This is a genomic window from Bradyrhizobium manausense, assembly GCF_018131105.1.
Taxonomy (GTDB): Bacteria; Pseudomonadota; Alphaproteobacteria; order Rhizobiales; family Xanthobacteraceae; genus Bradyrhizobium; species Bradyrhizobium manausense_B.
This window is the reverse complement of the sequence record NZ_JAFCJI010000005.1, coordinates 42144-56706: the sequence shown is the minus strand read 5'-3', so window position 1 is coordinate 56706 and position 14563 is coordinate 42144. Positions and strand designations below refer to the sequence as shown.

The 14563-nt window shown below is 62.6% G+C and carries 15 protein-coding genes; 10 read left to right on the top strand and 5 right to left on the bottom strand.

Translation table 11 applies throughout. The annotated features are described in order from the left end of the window. Positions 1 to 4: 4 nt before the first annotated feature. Positions 5 to 691 (bottom strand): glycerol-3-phosphate 1-O-acyltransferase PlsY, encoded by a 687-nt coding sequence (plsY, locus tag JQ631_RS29355; protein WP_212332874.1) that lies wholly within the window; start codon positions 689 to 691, stop codon positions 5 to 7. Between the two features lie 121 nt (positions 692 to 812). On the opposite strand from plsY, the gene JQ631_RS29350 reads away from it, so the two are divergent. Both JQ631_RS29350 and JQ631_RS29345 read left to right on the top strand, forming a co-directional pair. Next, entirely contained in the window at positions 813 to 2168 is a 1356-nt protein-coding gene (locus JQ631_RS29350) for a serine hydrolase domain-containing protein (RefSeq protein ID WP_212332873.1), read from the top strand. 91 nt (positions 2169 to 2259) lie between these two features. Continuing rightward, complete coding sequence (locus tag JQ631_RS29345) at positions 2260 to 3222, top strand: tetratricopeptide repeat-containing protein (RefSeq protein ID WP_212332872.1); 963 nt, start codon at positions 2260 to 2262, stop codon at positions 3220 to 3222. 21 nt (positions 3223 to 3243) lie between these two features. On the opposite strand, the gene JQ631_RS29340 is transcribed toward JQ631_RS29345, so the two are convergent. Then, entirely contained in the window at positions 3244 to 3543 is a 300-nt protein-coding gene (locus JQ631_RS29340) for a hypothetical protein (RefSeq protein WP_212332871.1), read from the bottom strand. A 213-nt stretch (positions 3544 to 3756) separates the two neighbouring features. On the opposite strand from JQ631_RS29340, the gene JQ631_RS29335 reads away from it, so the two are divergent. Beyond that, positions 3757 to 4173, top strand: coding sequence for an SRPBCC family protein (locus JQ631_RS29335; RefSeq protein ID WP_212332870.1), 417 nt, complete (start codon positions 3757 to 3759; stop codon positions 4171 to 4173). A gap of 79 nt (positions 4174 to 4252) precedes the next feature. Here the strand turns inward: JQ631_RS29335 and JQ631_RS29330 are convergent, their stop codons facing one another. Next, on the bottom strand, positions 4253 to 5020 hold the full coding sequence (locus JQ631_RS29330) for an alpha/beta fold hydrolase (RefSeq protein ID WP_249161234.1): 768 nt from the start codon (positions 5018 to 5020) through the stop codon (positions 4253 to 4255). A gap of 338 nt (positions 5021 to 5358) precedes the next feature. Here JQ631_RS29330 and JQ631_RS32415 point away from each other — a divergent pair, with 338 nt between their 5' ends. From JQ631_RS32415 to JQ631_RS29295, 7 genes are all read left to right on the top strand, one after another. Beyond that, the gene (locus tag JQ631_RS32415) at positions 5359 to 5664 is read left to right on the top strand and encodes a hypothetical protein (protein ID WP_249161232.1); all 306 of its coding nucleotides are present in this window, start codon (positions 5359 to 5361) and stop codon (positions 5662 to 5664) included. A 32-nt stretch (positions 5665 to 5696) separates the two neighbouring features. Beyond that, complete coding sequence (locus tag JQ631_RS29320) at positions 5697 to 6692, top strand: tetratricopeptide repeat protein (protein ID WP_212332869.1); 996 nt, start codon at positions 5697 to 5699, stop codon at positions 6690 to 6692. Positions 6693 to 6914: 222 nt separating this feature from the next. Further along, entirely contained in the window at positions 6915 to 8069 is a 1155-nt protein-coding gene (locus JQ631_RS29315) for a helix-turn-helix transcriptional regulator (protein WP_212332868.1), read from the top strand. A gap of 155 nt (positions 8070 to 8224) precedes the next feature. Next, a complete protein-coding gene (locus tag JQ631_RS29310; protein WP_212332863.1) occupies positions 8225 to 8722 on the top strand; it encodes a GDSL-type esterase/lipase family protein in 498 nt (165 codons plus the stop codon). A gap of 198 nt (positions 8723 to 8920) precedes the next feature. Further along, positions 8921 to 9610 (top strand): aspartate/glutamate racemase family protein, encoded by a 690-nt coding sequence (locus JQ631_RS29305; protein WP_212332862.1) that lies wholly within the window; start codon positions 8921 to 8923, stop codon positions 9608 to 9610. Positions 9611 to 9657: 47 nt separating this feature from the next. Continuing rightward, entirely contained in the window at positions 9658 to 10635 is a 978-nt protein-coding gene (locus JQ631_RS29300) for an ABC transporter substrate-binding protein (RefSeq protein WP_212332861.1), read from the top strand. Between the two features lie 189 nt (positions 10636 to 10824). Beyond that, entirely contained in the window at positions 10825 to 12126 is a 1302-nt protein-coding gene (locus JQ631_RS29295) for a serine hydrolase domain-containing protein (RefSeq protein WP_249161230.1), read from the top strand. A 151-nt stretch (positions 12127 to 12277) separates the two neighbouring features. Here the strand turns inward: JQ631_RS29295 and JQ631_RS29290 are convergent, their stop codons facing one another. Together JQ631_RS29290 and JQ631_RS29285 are read right to left on the bottom strand one after the other, a co-directional pair. Further along, positions 12278 to 12622, bottom strand: a complete 345-nt coding sequence (locus tag JQ631_RS29290; RefSeq protein ID WP_212332858.1) for a hypothetical protein — start codon at positions 12620 to 12622, stop codon at positions 12278 to 12280. A 125-nt stretch (positions 12623 to 12747) separates the two neighbouring features. After that, positions 12748 to 14532 (bottom strand): caspase family protein, encoded by a 1785-nt coding sequence (locus JQ631_RS29285; protein ID WP_212332856.1) that lies wholly within the window; start codon positions 14530 to 14532, stop codon positions 12748 to 12750. Between the last annotated feature and the right edge of the window lie 31 nt (positions 14533 to 14563).

Below are 14563 nucleotides of genomic sequence, written 5' to 3'. Positions count from 1 at the left end.
CGCGTCAGGCCTGCACTTCCGCCTTCACGTCCGGGCTGCTTTGACCGAGCCTCGGCTCGGTGCCCGCCAGCAGCCGCTGGATGTTGGCGCGATGGCGGACGATGACGTAGAGGCCGCCTGCGATCACCAGCAGCCGATAGGGCAGCGGGTGCTCGAGGCCGCCGACGAGAATGATCGCCGTCACCGCTGCGAGCATCGAACTGAGCGAAACGATCCTGGACATCGCCAGCACGGCGCCAAAGACGACTGCCGCGCCCAGTCCCACCGGCCACGACATCGCCAGCGCCACACCGAGCCCGGTCGCCGCTGATTTGCCGCCCGTGAAATTCAGCCAGATCGAGCGGCCATGGCCCAGCAGCGCGGCAATGCCGGCGAGGCACACCGCCCACGGCACCCAGGCTTGCAGTTGGGACGCTGTCGGCGGCACCGCGGACAATTTGGTGATGAGCCAGGGGCAGAACCAGCGCGCGACGAAGATGGCGGCGACGCCCTTCAGGACATCGATGACGAGCACCGCCAGGGCCGGCCATTTGCCGAGGGTTCGCAACACATTCGTTGCCCCGGTGGATATGGAGCCGTGCTCGCGAATGTCGATTCCCCTGAGCAGTTGTCCTGCCAGATAGCCCGTGGGTATCGAGCCGAGGAGATAGGCGATCACCAATCCGACTGCGCCTGCGATCCAGAATGCCATGTGTGTGCCCGGTGTCCCGCTGTCAGTACCTTATCGCCGACTTTACCCAACCGCCATGGGGCGGGGCCTTGGAGCCATCTTCGCGTTGTAGTAGAAAGCCCGCCGGCACGGGTTAATGATCATGCGTCGAGCGCTTAGGATTTTCGGTGTCGTCGTCGGCCTTTTCGCGCTGACGATCGTGGGGTTAGGCGCCTGGATCGTCATCGCCCGCCAAGACGTCTTGCAACTCGTTACTGCTGGTACGGCGAAGACCGTCTGCTCGAATGTCTTCATGGCCGGGCGCGAGGTGGACGCGATTGTAAGGGCCGACCTGCTGGCCCTCGGCTATCAGATCTTTCATCTGGTGAAGGTCGACGTCAGCCCCGCTGAACACCGCGTCGATGCCGCCCTTCTCGGGTTCATCGCCAGACGTCACGCCCAATATGTCGAGGGCCGGGGTTGCACCAACGTCATGGACGACCAGTCCTGGAAGCGCCCTGCGGCACAGCCGCTTCCGCCCAGGGCGAGCGCGGATGCGCTCTGGCCCGCCGGCGAGAAGGTGGAGGTGTCCGAGAACACACGCTTGCAAGCGGCGGTGAACAATCCGGCCCTGCAAGGCCCGGGCATGCGCGCCATCGTCGTCGTCCATGACGGGCGCATCATCGCCGAAACCTATGGCGAGGGATTTGGCGCGACAACCCCGCTGCACGGCTGGTCGATGACCAAGAGCGTCACCGCGGCTCTGGTCGGCATGGCCATCAAGGATGGAAAACTGTCGCTCGAGCAGAAGCATCTATTTCCGCAATGGGCCGGCGACGCCCGCGCGGAAATCTCGATCGCCGATCTGATGGCCATGACCGCCGGGCTGAAATGGAGCGAAGCCGGGGGCCGCATCACCGATCCCGGGCGCATGGAATTTCTGGTGCGGGATACCGCAGCTTTCGCGCGGGGCCTTCCGCTCGACACGCCACCGGGAACGCGATTCAACTATTCCGGCGCCCAGTCGGTCCTGCTGACGCGCCTCTGGCAGGACGCGGTCGGCGAGGGCGCTCCCTCCTATCCGCGCGAGCGGTTGTTCAATCCGTTGGGCATGACCAGCGCCGTGCTCGAGGCCGACGAGGTCGGCACGTTTCGCGGCGAAGGTTTTCTCTTTGCCACCGCGCGCGATTGGGCGCGGTTCGGCGAATTTTTGCGCTTGGGCGGGCAATGGAACGGCCAGCAGCTTCTTCCCGCGGGCTTCGTCGACTATATGCGGTCACCGTCTCCCGTGTCCGACGAGGGCCACGGCCCGGCCTACGGCCGCGGACAGATCTGGCTGGCCAAGGGCCTGGGCTATGATCTCCCCGCCGACACCTTCATGATGGAAGGGCATCTCCGCCAGGTGATCGCCATCATCCCCTCGCGCAAGCTGGTGATCCTGCGCATGGGGATGACGCGCGAGGATATCGGCTTCAGCAACGCGAAACTGCTGCGCGCGATCGTGGCGGCAACCCGTTAACGGGTGCCGCCGCCGCGCATTGAACCTGTCCGGCCTCCAGTCGCACCAAAACTGCGTAAGTCCCTTGGCAGCCGCGACGAAGGAACGCGCGATGAAGGCCCTGAAAGCATCGATCCGTATTGCGGTTGCCGCGCTCGCGCTGAGCCTGTCGATGGGCGCGCCGTCCCATGCGGAAGAGGATGAGGCGGGCACGCTCACCCGGCAGATGAAGGAGCTCTATCAGGCCGGCAAATACACCGAAGCGCTGCCGCTCGCCCAGAAGGCCCTGGCCCTTCGCGAGAAGGAGTTCGGCACCGATGACGCCATGGTCGCGATGCCGCTGAACGATCTCGGCACGATCCACTACAATCTGGGCCAATACCCGGTTGCCGAATTGCTCTACAAGCGCTCACTGGCGATCAGGGAGAAGACGCTCGGTTCGAATTCCACGGAAGTTGCAACCGTATTGAACAATCTTGGCGAACTCTATCGGGCGGAAGAGCATTACGCGCAAGCCGAGCCGCTGCTCAAACGGTCGATCGCGATTCGTCAGAAAGCACTCGGTCCCAACGATCCCTCCATCGTCATGGCGATGAGCAATCTTGCCGCCGTCTACAGTAGTCAAGGGCGCTACGACCAGTCCGAGCCGCTGTTCAAGCGCGGGCTCGCCATTCTCCAGAAGGCGAACGGCCCCGACGATCCCGAGGCCACGGTGTTGATGAGCAATCTCGCCGATGCCTACATCCACCGGCATCGCTATGCCGATGCCGAGCGGCTGCTCAAGCGCGCGATCGCGGTGACCGAGAAAGCCTATGGACCCGACCATCCCGACATCGCGCAGGCGCAGAACAATCTGGCGACGCTCTATGCGCGCCAGGGGCGTAACGCCGATGCAGAGCGGCTATACAAGCTGTCGGTGGCGACCTTCGAGAAGACGCTCGGTCCCGACCATCCGGATCTCGCCGATATCCTGAACAATCTAGCTGCGTTCTACAAGGATCAAGGCCGCACCGCCGATGCCCAGCAACTGTTCAAGCGGTCGGCGGCCATTCGCGGGAAAACCGGGGCGATCTGAAGAGGTGGGACCGTGCCTCCCTCAGGTCAAGTCCTGCATCGCCTTGACGATGCGCATGATGCCGGCGTCGATGCTGGCGACCTGCTGTTGCAGGCTCTCGATCGACGGTTGCGAATCCAGGATCCCAGCCACCGTTCCGCAGTCGGCGCATTGTAGAACGGATACGGCTTGCTGTTCGCCGAGCGGCAAGACGCGACCGCGTTCGAAAGCGTGCCCTTCGCATTTGAGGCATGTTGCAGCGGCCATCTGAAACTCCCGGAAAAGCGACCCTTGGTGCATATGCATACCGGGATGCGATTTCAAGGCGACGGCCGAGTGCATCCGCGAATCTTGAAATCATCTGGTCGGGTTCGCGCATGATGGCGGACCAACGTACTGACGATATTTTTCAGGTTTATCGGTTCAGGCCGTGTCGGCATGGACAGGGTTCGATCGTCCTTGGGCAGACACCTCGCGGATGTACTGGACACGGACCCCGCATACGTGAAGTGATCTCGTCACCTCGAACCGCCAAATCGAACCGGAGCAATACCCATGAGGATCACCGTCGAAACCAGCGTCGCAGCCCCCATCGACCAGGTCTGGCGTGCCTACACGACGCCTGCCGACATCGTGAAGTGGAACGCAGCGTCGGACGACTGGCACACGACCAGGGCGACGGTCGATCTGCGCGAGGGCGGCGTGTTCTCGTCGCGCATGGAGGCCAAGGACGGCAGCATGGGTTTCGACTTCGCCGGCACCTATACGAAAATCGTCGAGCGCAAGCGGATCGAATATGCGTTCGGTGATCGCAAGGCCGAAGTCGAGTTCGTGCCGGGAGCAAAGGGCGTCACCGTCCGCGTCGCCTTCGATGCCGAAGCGACCCATTCGGTCGAGCAGCAGCAAGGCGGCTGGCAGGCGATCCTCGACAGCTTTGCGCGATACGTCGAAGCGAAACAGAAGGCATCGTGAGAGGCGGCCGCTCGGGCGGACGCAATCACGTGCAGGCCGAGCGAGACGGATCGCTCGGCCAGATCCGGCGTCATCGCCCTTATGCGGCCTTCACCAGCACGTCGGTCAACCAATCCGGCTCGCTGATCATGACCGAGTGGCCGGACGTGGTGTTTTCGAGGACCGTCCAGGAATTGTCGGACTTGCACTCTGCTGCCGCCTTGTCCAGGGCGGTCAGCTGGAATTTGGGCAACCGGATGTAGGTCTTCTTCACGACCTTCTCGCGAGCGCCGGACAGTTTCACCGGCTGAAGCCATGTGCCGATCGGTTGTGGCGTGACTTTTGACAGAACCCAGGCAACGTCTTTGGGATCGCTGAAGGCCGTCGGCGGCAGCGCTTTGGGTGCCGGGCGGCTGATCGCGCCCTCCTCGATCGGGAAGGGGACCAGGTCCCGGAACGCCTGCCCGTCGGCTGGCTTGAGAGCATCTACCCAGACGATGGATGATACGCGGCTTCCGATGCGCTCGAGAGCACCGGACGCAGGGCATCCGGCATAGGAATGGGCGACGAGGCAAATGTTCGTCAGGTCTTCCCATTCGACGAGATTTGCGATGTCCGTGATGTGCGTATCGAGATTGACGTCCTTGCTGAGCAGATGCGAGCGCTCAGCCAACCCGGAGAGCGTGAACGCATAGACTTTATGGCCCTGCTTCTCGAGCCTTTCGGTGACGCGATGCCAGCACCACGCTCCGTAGAAAGCGCCACCCACAAGAACAAAAGTCTTTGGTGCGGTTTGGGCATGGACACTGCGGATGCCTGATGAAACCACCGAGGCCGCGCTTACTCCGGCCGCGAGACCGCCGATCAATCTGCGGCGAGTGACATTTGACGAAGTCATGAAATCCCTCCAGCGCAAAAAAATGGGTTCAATACGAGTGCGAAGATGTAATCGCCAAAACCGAACAGGCGAAAGAGGGAGCCGGCGGTCCTGGAAGGAATATTTAGGCCGGCCGATGGCATCGACAGGCGTTGTCGGCGAAGTCCCTTTGGGGGGCGGAAGCTGATCCGGTCGTTGCGGCTGAGGATCCCGCAAAGAAACGGCTAACCACGTTTCGACGGCTGCGCAGGCGTGGGCATGGGAAGCCGGATCAACCAGTGATAGCGTGTTTTTCCGAATATCAACCTAGGGGAACTGTCGTGCCTGGAATGACCAAGTCTCGCTCTTGGTTTCTACCCGTCGTCGTGTGGATCGCTCTCGTCGGAGTTCTCCTCGGCTGGTTTTCGCTCACGGCACGTGGCGGCGCGCCGTACTGGCTGGTGAGTCTGGTCGTGTCCTGGCTGCCGTTCGTGGCGCTGGTCGGTGCCTGGCTGTGGTTTTCGCGCAGGAATGGGCGCGCAGCATCCGGAGCCAGCTGGGTCGATCTGTTCGAGCAGCAGGTCGTGGAAGTCAGGCGCACCAATGCATTGTTGGAGCGGATCGCAGCGGCTCTTGAAAAGCCGTCTGCCGGTTAGCTCGGACATCGGTGTATCGCGGGGAGAAGAGGATGCGCTCCGGGATTTCCCTGCATGTCTGGCTGGTTGCCTTGGTGTTCGTCGTAGCCATCGCCGTCAGCCGGCCAGCGGCAGCCGATGATCGACAGGCGTGCTTGAAGGGGTCGAAGGAGACTGCCGACGCGACCATCGCCGCCTGCACCCGCGCGATCGACAGCGGAGACTACGATGGCGGCGAGCTGTCCAACCTGTATCACCACCGCGGCTACGCCTGGTCGTGGACCAACCTTGCCGATTGCGCCGATCGCGCCCTCAAGGACTATACCGACGCGATCCGGCTTGAACCGGAAGCTGTCAGCTCACTGCTCAACCGCTCGCATATCTACAATCAACGGCACGACTACGACCGGGCGATAGCGGACGTGGACCGGGCGTTCGAAGGCGGCCTGTCGGATTATGGAAAGCGGGTCGGGTATGGCGAGCGCGGCTACGCCTATCAGGCCAAGGGCGACAACGACCGTGCCATCGCCGACTATACCGACAGCCTCCAGCTCAATGCGGACAACTATGTCGCTCTCACCGGCCGAGGCAATGCCTACTTCGCCAGAGGCGATGTCGATCGCGTCATCGCCGACTGTGGTCAGGCGATAGCGCTCTATCCGCAATACAGGGACGCCTATTATTACCGCGGCCACGCATATCAAGCCAAAGGCGATCCTGACCGCGCCATCGCCGACTACGATCAGATGATCGCGCTCGATCCGAATGATAGCGACGCCCACGACGGTCGCGCCTTCGCATATCTGTCCAGCGGAGATCTCCGGAGCGCCATCTCGGACGTCGGCTTGCGGCGAGCGCTGTTATGGCTCGCCACCATTGTGTTGCTGGCGGTGATTGGCTGGCTTTGTAGCCGAACGGGCCTGCATGGACGCCGATGGTCCGGGCGAACAATGATCGAGATCTGCGAAGAGCAGACCGTCGACATGCAGCACAGGAACGCCGCCCTGGAGAGGATTGCGCTGGCGCTGGAAAAGCACTCGCCGGGTTAGCTGGAGGCTTGGCCGCGCGACGTCGCAGCATCCGCAGACGGCGTTGCCGACCGCCACCATTCGCTGTTCGAGGGACGCGACGCCACTCGGAACCCTGTCTCACTCAGACTAATTGGTGACATCGAACCGCTGGCTGGCGGTCGAATCACGATCTAGTTTCAACTTCGGCACGAACGCAGGGGCGGTGAGTGCCGCGAAATCGCGCTTACGGCCGTGGTCCAAGTGGAAAAGTTCTCCTCGCACGAACGGTTTGTTGCAGCCGTTGAAGCCATCTACGGTGCTGCTCCGGACCCGCGGAAGTGGCCAGCCGCATTAGGTGCGATAGCCGATTGTTTTGACGATGTTGGCAGCGTGCTGCTCTGGCAACGCGACGACGGCTCTTTCGGCTCGATTGTCTCCGAGAAACTCGTCGAGGCGCAACGCGATTACGAAAGCGGCTGGACCAATCGCGATATCCGGGCCATCCGGGCAACCGAGCGCGGCTATTTCTTCAGCGGCGCACCTTTCACGGATCGTCACTTATGCAGCGACGACGAAATCCGCAGCGACCCCTGCTATACCGACTTCCTCGCCAGCCACGGCCTCGGCTGGGTCGCCGCGATTGCCGTTTCGTCCAACCCGCATGTCGGCGTCATCCTGAGCATCCAGCGGGATTCGCGCCGCAAGCCACCCTTCTCGGACGATGAACTGGGCCTGCTCGGAAAACTCGGCCGGCACATCGAGAACGCGCTGCGGCTCTCGATCCGGCTGCTGGATACCGAGCTCGTCAACCTGGGGCTCGGCGATGCGCTTTCGCGGATCCGGATCGGCGTCTTCGCGCTGGATTCGCTCGGCCGCGTCGCATTTTCCAATCCGGCCGGCCAGCGGCTCCTCGGAGACGAACTGCACCTGATCGAGGACCGGCTTCGGATGGGGTTTGGACCCGCGCGCGAATCCATCGATGCAGCTATCGCAATCATGTTGAAGGGAAACCGGTCCGACCTGTCCAAGGACCCGCGGCCGTTCCTGGTGCATTCCATTCGATCGGACCGCCGTTTGGCGGTTTATCTCCTGCCGATCTCTGCGCGAAGCGATCTTTCCGAACAGTTCCTGACACGCGCGCGTGCCATCGTTCTCGTGATCGAGCAGGGGGTCGACGAGCCTCCGGATCCGGGCATGGTGCGCGACCTGCTTGGTGTTACGCTCGGAGAGGCTCGCATCGCGGCGCTTGTAGGCTCCGGCCTCGCACCGAAGGTAGCCGCCGAACGCCTGGGGATCTCTGGAGAAACCGTGCGCAACCACTTGAAAAGCGTGTTTGCGAAGGCGGGGATATCGCGGCAAAGCGAGCTGTCAGCACTCCTCGCGCGGCTGGTGTTACGTCCAGGGCATTGGACCTAAGTCGCACCGCTCGCCGCGACCGCTTCATCTCGATAGCCCATTTGGGCCATGCATCGTTGCAATCAGTCTCTTACAGAATGGCGGCCAGGTCATTCGGAGCCTCGGCGTAGGACTCGAGACGGAGGAAGATCGTGAAACGCTATTCGAGATGCGGGATGAAAGCTGTCATTTGTTCTCTAGCTTTATTGCTCGTTGGGGCCATGTCTGCGACGGCCTCTCACGCGCAAATCGTTGCGCTGGGCGCCAGCAACGTCGAAGGATATGGCGTTTCGGCCGGTGAAGCGTTCCCTGCCGTGCTGGAAGCGATGCTTCGTGCCAAGGGAAGGAATTATTCCGTCAACGCTCAAGGTGTCTTTGGAGACACGACATCGGGCGTCCTCGGCAGGCTCGACAGCGCGGTGCCTGAGGGTACCCGGACGGTCATCTTGCTGATCGGCGGCAACGATATCCGCAAGGGCGGAACGATGCAGCAGGCAAAGGCGGGTTACGGCGAGATTGCCTCCAGGTTGAAAGCGCGGCACATCCGCGTCATCAATGCCGGACCATATTATCAAGCAGCCAGAAAGCGCGGCCTGACGCAGGGTGACGGCATCCACCTCACCGCCGCCGGGCATCGCTATCTCGCCAGCGAATTGTTGCCGCTCGTGAACTGAGAGATTCCAGCTTTCGTGTGGAGGAGATAGTCCCTGCCCGATTCCGCGTTCGAGGAGTTACAACCGGAAGCCCGGTGGGCAGGGACCTTCCAATCGGCTTTAATCCACCGAGGCGAAGCCACGCGCTCCGTGTCGCGATGGCGCGCGTCGGCGCGTTCGTCTACGATCGGAGCGAGCCGGATTTCGAAAGGCACGGGAATGCGAACCATTGGCCTGATCGGGGGCATGAGCTGGGAGAGCACCGCGCTCTACTACAAGCTCATCAACGAGCGCGTCCGCGACCGCAAGGGCAAGCTGCACTCGGCGCCGCTGCTGATGTACTCCTATGACTTTCAGGACATCAAGGAGATGCAATATGCCGGTCGCTGGGCGGAGGCGGCGGCGAGCCTGGCGGACGTGGCGCAGCGGCTCGAACGCGCCGGCGCGGCTGCGATCGTGCTGTGCACGAACACGATGCACAAGCTGGCGCCCGAGATCACCGCGAAGCTGACGATTCCCTTCATCCACCTCGGCGACGCAACGGCGCAGCGCATCCGGGCCAGGGGGCATCGGCGGGTCGGGCTCCTGGGTACGAAGTTCACGATGGAGGAGGATTTCTACATCGACCGGCTGCGCGCGCACGATCTCGACGTCCTCATTCCCTCCGCCGACGAGCGGGCCGACTTGAACCGCATCATCTATGACGAGCTGTGCCTTGGCGTGGTCGCCGATGCTTCGCGCCGCCGCTACCGGGAGGTGATGGCCGCGCTGGTCGGGCGCGGCGCGGACTGCATCATTCTCGGCTGCACCGAGATCACGATGCTGGTCGGTGCTGCCGATACATCGGTCGAGACGTTCGACACGACGGCCATTCACGCGGAGGCGGCGGCGGATTTCGCGATAGGGTGATGCATCGTCCCGTGCGGCATTGAACCATGCTAACGTGGAAGGGCAGCTTGCAGGAGGGAGTCGTGCCTCGGTTTCTAACACGTCGCACCTTTGTGACGATGTCCTGTTCGGCAGCCATTGCCGCCGCGGCAAATGCCGGAACATCGAAGCCATGGCGCGTCGGACTGGTCACCTCCGGGAAAGGCGATCACGTTCTCGGATGGTTCAGGGACGCTTTCAAGGCCAGGGGATATCAGGAGGGAAAGGACCTGATCATAGAATTCCGCGAAGCGAATGGCCGCTATTCGCTGCTGCCGAATCTGGTGGCGGAACTCGTCGCCCTCAAACCTGATGTCATCATTGCTGAAGCGACGCCTGCAATCGCGGCGGCACAACGAGCGACCTCGACGATTCCGATCGTCATGGCGCCATCCACCGATCCGATCGGCTCCGGTTTCGTCAAAAGTTTCGCCAAGCCGGGTGGCAACATCACGGGCATCGCGAACATGTTCGGTGATCTCACGGCGAAGATGCTGGACGTCATTCGCCTTCTCTTTCCCAAGGTGCGGAAAATCGGCGTGCTTGCCTCGAACAATCCGACGCACATGGCGACCTTTGAGGCTGCGGCCAAGGCAGCGGGTTCTATCGGCGTTTCAGCCCAAAGATTTGTCGCGGCCAATCCGGAGGACCTCGACAAGACATTCGCCGCCATGCAAGCGGCGGATTGCGAAGTCGTCTACGTGCTTGCAGACCCGATCCGGCCGGCATTGCCGTCGATCGCGCTCAAATACATGATGCCCACGGTCTATCAGATCACCAGTTATCCGGACCGCGGGGGATTGATGGCTTACGGGCCGAAGATCGAGGCGTTGTTCGTACTCGCGGCTGACTACGTGGATCGCATCCTGAAAGGCGCAAATCCGGCGGACCTGCCGGTCGAGCAGCCGACGAAATTCGAGTTCGTGATCAATCTCCAGACGGCCAGAGCGCTGCATTTGGCTGTCCCGGAACGTGTGCTTTTGTTGGCGGACAGAGTGATCGAGTAGACACCGGTTCGGGGCCGGAGCGATTGCCTCCGCCAAATCCTTGCGAAGCAGACCTCAGGTCGGCTGGCCGCATCTTCGCCGACAGGCCGGTTGCTGACTCCGCCCACCCGTGATGATAACATGCGGGTCGTCACCGGTCTGCGAGACGGCTCTCATCAGCGTGCACACGAGAACGTGGAGGGAAGTCCAATGAATTGGGGTGCGCTCTGCAAGCCACGCGGCTGCCGCGGGATTTTCGGATCTGTCATTCTCGTCGTCGCGGTCTGGGCGCCGCTGGCATGCGCACAGGACGCCCGAAGCTCTTCCGGCAAGGCGGGGCCGGTCTTCTCGAACAGCGGCCCCGATGCCGATATCTACGGCGCGGCCGAGGGCTATCCCATCGGCACGCGGGGGACGACCACCCAGCTCGACAAGCTCGTCGGGGTCTACAGCCATTTCGGCGAGATCTACCCCTCGCGTCCGGTCGGTCGCGCGACTGCACCCTGGCAATTCAAGCGCGCGTCAGAGCCTCCCATCGCCTATAGCTTCGGCACGGAACGGCTGACGATCGCGGATTACCTCAAGCGCAACCCGGTGACAGGTCTCCTGATCGCCAGGGACGACACCATCCTGTACGAGCACTATCAATATGCGCGGACCGATCACGACCGCTTTCTGTCGCAGTCGATGGCCAAGACGCTGGTGTCCATGCTGGTCGGGATCGCGGTCTCGGAAGGACGGATCAAGTCGATCGACGATCCCGTCTCAACCTACGTTTCTGGTCTCGCGGGAACGGAATATGGCAGCACATCCATCCGGGCCTTGCTGAACATGTCTTCGGGCGTCGAATTCTCGGAAGTCTATGACGGGCATGACGACATCGCCCGGCTCGGGCGAGCCCTGTTTGTCGAAGACACCAGGGATCCCGCCGCTGTCGTCGCGCAATTCAACACCCGAACTGCACCGCCCGGTACCCGATGGCACTATGCAAGCGTGGAAACCGAGATCCTCGGCCTGGTCCTGCGCTCCGCCACGGGCACGCCGCTTGCCGACTATCTCCACGACCGGATCTGGGGTGCCATCGGCACCGAAGCGGATGCCTCGTGGGCGATAGACGGCAGCGGGCAGGAGATTGCGTTTTGCTGTTTCAACGCAACCCTGCGCGACTATGCGCGCCTCGGCCGGCTGCTCGCACACGACGGCGCCTGGGAAGGTCGTCAGTTGATCCCGCGGCAGTGGCTGTTGGATGCCACGACTGTCAGGCCGGTCGATGGTCATCTCGCTCCGAAGGTGGCCACGCCCTATTTCGGCTACGGCTATCAGGTGTGGCTCCTCCCTGGCGAGCACCGCAGGTTTGCTCTGCTCGGCATACGCGGTCAGGTCATCCTGGTCGATCCAGCCTCGAAGCTCGTCATGGTGCACACGGCCGTTCGCCAGAAGCCGTCCGAGCCGGGAGCCCTCAGAGAGCCGCTCGCGTTGTGGTCCGCCGTGCTTCAACAACTCGGGCAATGATCGACGCGCGTCGACGGCCGCTATCGGTCAGAATCTGGCTAATCAAGTGGTGCGCCAAGACCGCTCGGCAGGATGACCGCGAGAACGTTCTGCGCTTCCTCGGGGTGACGCACCGGGTGCTACCATTCGACTTGGCGCGTCAGCACTGCCGCTACATTCGCGGCGTCGGCTGCGGCGATGGCGTTGGGGCGGGCTGCGACGATGTTGCCGGAGGTTGCTGCTGCGGAACGGAAACCGGCTGCTGATCGCCGCCACCATGCGGAACGCACGTCCCCACATTGCCGAGCAGCCGCTTGGCCTCGAGATCGCGGGCTTTCTTGTAGTCCCTGCGCCGGTCGATCCTTGCCGCCGCCATGCGGTCCCACGCATCGAACGCATCAGCATAGTGCTGTCGCATCTGCTCCTCGGCGGCGAGACAGTCGCTGAACTTGTCGAACACCAGGTCGGTATTCACGGGCGAGACCCCGCCGACCAGGACCACCAACATCCACTTCATAGCTGCCGCCTACGCTGTGCCCGCTCACCGGGAACGGTAGTGCGCCGGGAAAGTTCCGAGCGGCGCGACGCGGTAGCGGCGTAGGCCAGTTCATCGCCGCCATGCGCGCAAAAGGACAGCCATTTTCAATTGCAGACTTCCACCGTGCCTCCCCGCCGCCACGGATCAGCATACTGATTAGTCTGTTGTAGGCGACAGCCCGGACCCACCGGCCTGCAACCACCCTGCCCACAGACCATCTGTCCAGTAGTGGCGTGCGGCTTCGCGGGCGCCCCTTCAACCTTCTTCCTCTCGTCGTCGCGCGGCTTGCTATTCTCGCGGGTCGCAACGGGCTTCTTGTCCTGAATTTTTTCGCACTCGTTGTCGTCGTTGACGCGATAGCCAGCGCGACACGCAATCTTCACGCAGGCATCTCCATCGGCCTTGAAACCATGATCGCAGACCAGCGGGCAGACACGGCCCGGCTTGGCTTTGATCGCGTCCAGCGCATCCGAGCTTGCAAGCGTCGTGTTGAGCTTGGTTCCGGCGTATTTGTTGAACAATGTCAGGGAACGCTGCGACTTGCCACTCCACTCGCCGCTCTCCGCATCGGCAAGACAGCCGACGCGGCGTAGTTCGGACTGCACCGACTTGGCGAGATCTTGCGGAGCCTGGGCCGGTTCAGGCGAAGGTGCAGGCGATGGCAGGGCCGCAACCTTCTGGTCGGGTTCGGAGCCGATTTTCCTCTCTGCTGCCTGCTTGTCGGCCAGTGCCTTGGCAACAGCGGCCTCAATCTCCTTGCGGCGTTGCTCGGCTGCGGCGGCTTTCGCCTCCTCGATCTGCTTGGCTTTCTCTGCCGCGATTCGTGCATCCTCCGCCGCCTTGGCGGTGGCCGCGGCCTTGTCCTGATCGGTTTTCTTCGCACGTTCAGCGACCAGCCGCGCCTTGTCCTCCTCTGCTGCCCGCGCCTTCTCGGCAGCCGCCGAGCGGGCTTCCTCCGCCGCGATCTTGTTGAGTTGGCCCTTGGCGAGATCGGCATAAAAGCCGTCAGCATATCGGTTCAGGAAAGCTGTCCAGCCGTCGCGGGTGCCGAGTTGTAGCGCAAGCTCATAGTTCCGGCGAATAGCGTCCTCGGGGCTTGCCTGAGGGCCGGTTGCTGCAGGTTTCGCTGCAACGAGCGCCACATCGTCACCGCCGAGCGAGCCGTACACATACGGCTCCTGCTGGTAGCCGGTGTTCTTCAGGACATCGTCTCGGACGAAGCCGAACGCCTTGCGCAGGTCGAGACCGGGTGTTGGCAGGCGCTCGACAAGCGCCGAGGCGAATGGGCTGTTCTTGGAATCACCATCCGATGCTGTGGAGCCAGCCTTCGCCGCGAACGCAATCATGGTGTTCGGGCTGGTCGGCTCGACCTTGGCGAGGCCGCGCCCGATGGCGCGGGCGGCAACGGTTCGCTTCATCGATTTGGCGAACGGGTTGTCGCGACAGGCGTCCAGAATGATCAGGCGAAGTTGCTTCGCCGGCTCGACGGCGAACAGCGCCCGGTCGAGCGCGACGGCCTCATCGAGAACGTCGCTGTCGGTTTCAAGAGCCGCGTCGGTCGGGATGAGATAGTTGGTGCCATCGAGCTCGATGCCATGACCGGCGTAGTAGATGACGGCGACTTCAGCATCCCGCGCTCGCCCGCCGAAGTCACGCAGGGCCTTGCGCATCTCGGTCGCATTGAGATTGGTTCTGATGTCGATCCAGTCGAACCCCGCGTTCTTGAACATGCTCCCGACCAGGGCGGCATCGTTCGCCGGGTTTGAGAGCTTCGGTACGCTCTTGTAAGCCGAGTTGCCCATCACCAGCGCAATACGGCGCTCGGCGTGGGCAGTGCCGCACGTCAGCCAGATGGAAACGAATAAAGAAAACCAGCGAAAAGCGCCCATTCCAGTCCCCGGCAATATGTGCGCAAGCGTA

Bases quoted from the DNA above. Each gene is read 5' to 3' on its own strand.
- plsY (WP_212332874.1), bottom strand. From the start codon at position 691: ATGGCATTCTGGATCGCAGGCGCAGTCGGATTGGTGATCGCCTATCTC.
- JQ631_RS29350 (WP_212332873.1), top strand. From the start codon at position 813: ATGCGTCGAGCGCTTAGGATTTTCGGTGTCGTCGTCGGCCTTTTCGCG.
- JQ631_RS29345 (WP_212332872.1), top strand. From the start codon at position 2,260: ATGAAGGCCCTGAAAGCATCGATCCGTATTGCGGTTGCCGCGCTCGCG.
- JQ631_RS29340 (WP_212332871.1), bottom strand. From the start codon at position 3,543: ATGCACTCGGCCGTCGCCTTGAAATCGCATCCCGGTATGCATATGCAC.
- JQ631_RS29335 (WP_212332870.1), top strand. From the start codon at position 3,757: ATGAGGATCACCGTCGAAACCAGCGTCGCAGCCCCCATCGACCAGGTC.
- JQ631_RS32415 (WP_249161232.1), top strand. From the start codon at position 5,359: ATGACCAAGTCTCGCTCTTGGTTTCTACCCGTCGTCGTGTGGATCGCT.
- JQ631_RS29320 (WP_212332869.1), top strand. From the start codon at position 5,697: ATGCGCTCCGGGATTTCCCTGCATGTCTGGCTGGTTGCCTTGGTGTTC.
- JQ631_RS29310 (WP_212332863.1), top strand. From the start codon at position 8,225: ATGAAAGCTGTCATTTGTTCTCTAGCTTTATTGCTCGTTGGGGCCATG.
- JQ631_RS29305 (WP_212332862.1), top strand. From the start codon at position 8,921: ATGCGAACCATTGGCCTGATCGGGGGCATGAGCTGGGAGAGCACCGCG.
- JQ631_RS29295 (WP_249161230.1), top strand. From the start codon at position 10,825: ATGAATTGGGGTGCGCTCTGCAAGCCACGCGGCTGCCGCGGGATTTTC.
- JQ631_RS29290 (WP_212332858.1), bottom strand. From the start codon at position 12,622: ATGAAGTGGATGTTGGTGGTCCTGGTCGGCGGGGTCTCGCCCGTGAAT.
- JQ631_RS29285 (WP_212332856.1), bottom strand. From the start codon at position 14,532: ATGGGCGCTTTTCGCTGGTTTTCTTTATTCGTTTCCATCTGGCTGACG.